Origin of the sequence: Bradyrhizobium sp. 31Argb, assembly GCF_043638955.1 — a bacterium.
In the GTDB taxonomy this organism is placed as follows: domain Bacteria; phylum Pseudomonadota; class Alphaproteobacteria; order Rhizobiales; family Xanthobacteraceae; genus Bradyrhizobium.
Window position 1 is genome coordinate 1 of sequence record NZ_JBEGDB010000540.1, and the last position, 2046, is coordinate 2046.

At 64.6% G+C, this 2046-nt stretch carries 2 protein-coding genes; one reads left to right on the forward strand and one right to left on the reverse strand.

Going from position 1 to position 2046, the window contains the following annotated elements:
• Positions 1-114: 114 nt before the first annotated feature.
• Entirely contained in the window at positions 115-1065 is a 951-nt protein-coding gene (locus AAFX91_RS41155; protein ID WP_130583107.1) for a DMT family transporter, read from the reverse strand.
• A 135-nt stretch (positions 1066-1200) separates the two neighbouring features.
• On the opposite strand from AAFX91_RS41155, the gene AAFX91_RS41160 reads away from it, so the two are divergent.
• Positions 1201-1602: a DUF1330 domain-containing protein gene (locus tag AAFX91_RS41160; RefSeq protein WP_130583115.1), complete on the forward strand. Its 402-nt coding sequence runs from the start codon at positions 1201-1203 to the stop codon at positions 1600-1602.
• The last annotated feature ends 444 nt before the right edge of the window (positions 1603-2046 follow it).

The window sequence follows — 2046 nt, forward strand, 5'->3', positions numbered from 1 at the left end:
GCGCGAAACTACTTCGCCGTCGTCGCCATTGCCGCCACTCTGCTCTGGATAAGGTAACTGTCCACACGGCCTAGCCGGTCACGGCCGAAAGCGGAAGGCGTTGCCGTGCCGCATTCACCGTTTGGTCGGGCTCCGCCGTGACGCGATCACGACGCCGGCCAGCACCAGCGCGTAGCCGATCAGGTGAAACGGCTGCAGCGCCTCGCCGAGCAGGAAGATCGCCATCGCCGAGCCGAACACCGGCACCAAATGGAAGAACGGCGCGGCCCGGTTCGGTCCGATCATCGCGATGCCGCGGTTGAAGAACAGATAGGCCAGCGCCGAGGGGAAGATCAGGACATAGGCCAGCGTTCCCAGCGTCAGCGCGTCGAACTTGAGCGTGGCGCCGGTCAGATATTCCCAGATCGAGCCGGGCACCAGCATCAAGGCTCCGCAGCCGGTGGTGAACGCGATCAGCGAGAGCTGATGCGTCACCGGGCGCCGCATCATCAGCGCGGAATAGAGTCCGAACGACAAAAGCGCGGAGGCGAGCATCACATCGCCGCGGTTGAAGCTGATGGAAGCGAGCGCGCCGAGATCGCCGCGCAGGATGATGGTGAGGACGCCGGCCAGCGAGAGGGTGATGCCGGCGAGCTGCGCGCCGGTCAGCCGCACGCCGAACAGCACCAGGGCCCACAGCGCCACGAACAGCGGCCCCGCCGACTGGATCAGGAGCGCGTTGAGGGCCTGGGTGTATTGCAGCCCCCAATAGGAGATCGCATTGTTGAAGGCGAAGCCGGAGAGCGAGAGCAGCAGCATCAGCGGCAGGCGGGCGCACAGCGCCGGCCAGTCCTGCCGCAGATGCGGCCAGGCAAAGGGCAGCAGGATGAGGCAGGTGCCCGACCAGCGCAGGCAGGACAGCGTCAGCGGCGGCACGTGATTGCCGACATAGCGCGCGATCACGATATTGCCGGCCCAGAACAGCGAGGTCAGGCTGAGCAGCAGATAGGGCTGGTTGTTGAGCCAGGCGATCGCGGAGCGGCGTGTGGGAGCTGATGCGGACGGCAAGGCGCGGAGATCGGTCATGCTATCAGCCCTTTTTGCCGGATTCTCCCCGTGCGACAAGACGCTCCGGAAGAGAGCAGCCATGCGCGCTGCCGCTGGCGCGTCATGGAAGCGACATATGCGATGCTGAACTGCAAGGAATCATCGGAGAGACGGATGGGCGTGGACCTCTTGAACGTCGAAGGCCTCAAGGCGCTGCAGCCGCAGGAGCCGGTCGTGATGGTGAACCTGATGCGCTTTCGCGAGCGCTCGCTCGATGGCGACGGCTCGGGCTGGGACGCCTATCTGCGCTACAGCGCGCTCACGGTGCCGATGATCAAGGCGCGCGGCGGCACGCTGCTCTGGACCGGCAATGCCAAAACGGTCGCGCTCGGCCGGCCCGACGGCAACCAGTGGGATTACCTGGCGCTGGTCTATTACCCCGCCGTCTCGGCCTTCATCGACATGATGACCTCGGCCGATTACGAAACTCTCTGCGACCCCCACCGCCGCAACGGCTGCGCCGAGCACGTGATCATCGCGACCAGCGAGGCCTACAGCAAGTTCAAGGTGGGGTAGCCAGTAGCCCGGGTGAAGCGAAGCGTAACCCGGGGCATCTCCATCAGCGTCTACAGGCGGTCCCGGGTTACGCTGGCGCTCCACCCGGGCTACGCTTGGGTGGCAGAACTTACAGCATGATGAGGTGAGGTTGGAGCGGTGACGGCACCTTCTCCCTCTCCCCGTTCTTACGGGGAGAGGGCCGGGGTGAGGGGCTCTATCCGCGAACACGGCTGGCAAATGTGTATGCGGAGACTCCCCCTCACCCGAAATTCAAGCGGAGCCTGTCATCGGGCGGCGCTTCGCGCCGACCCGTTGGCTTGAATTTCGACCTCTCCCCGCACGCGGGGCGAGGTGCAACCGAGCTCGCTTCTCCATCGCGGCAATCATCATGCTCTAGGCCGTGTGGACTCTTGGGATTCTCAAATCAGATTGAACGTGATTCAAGGCTTTCTTTTAGGAGGA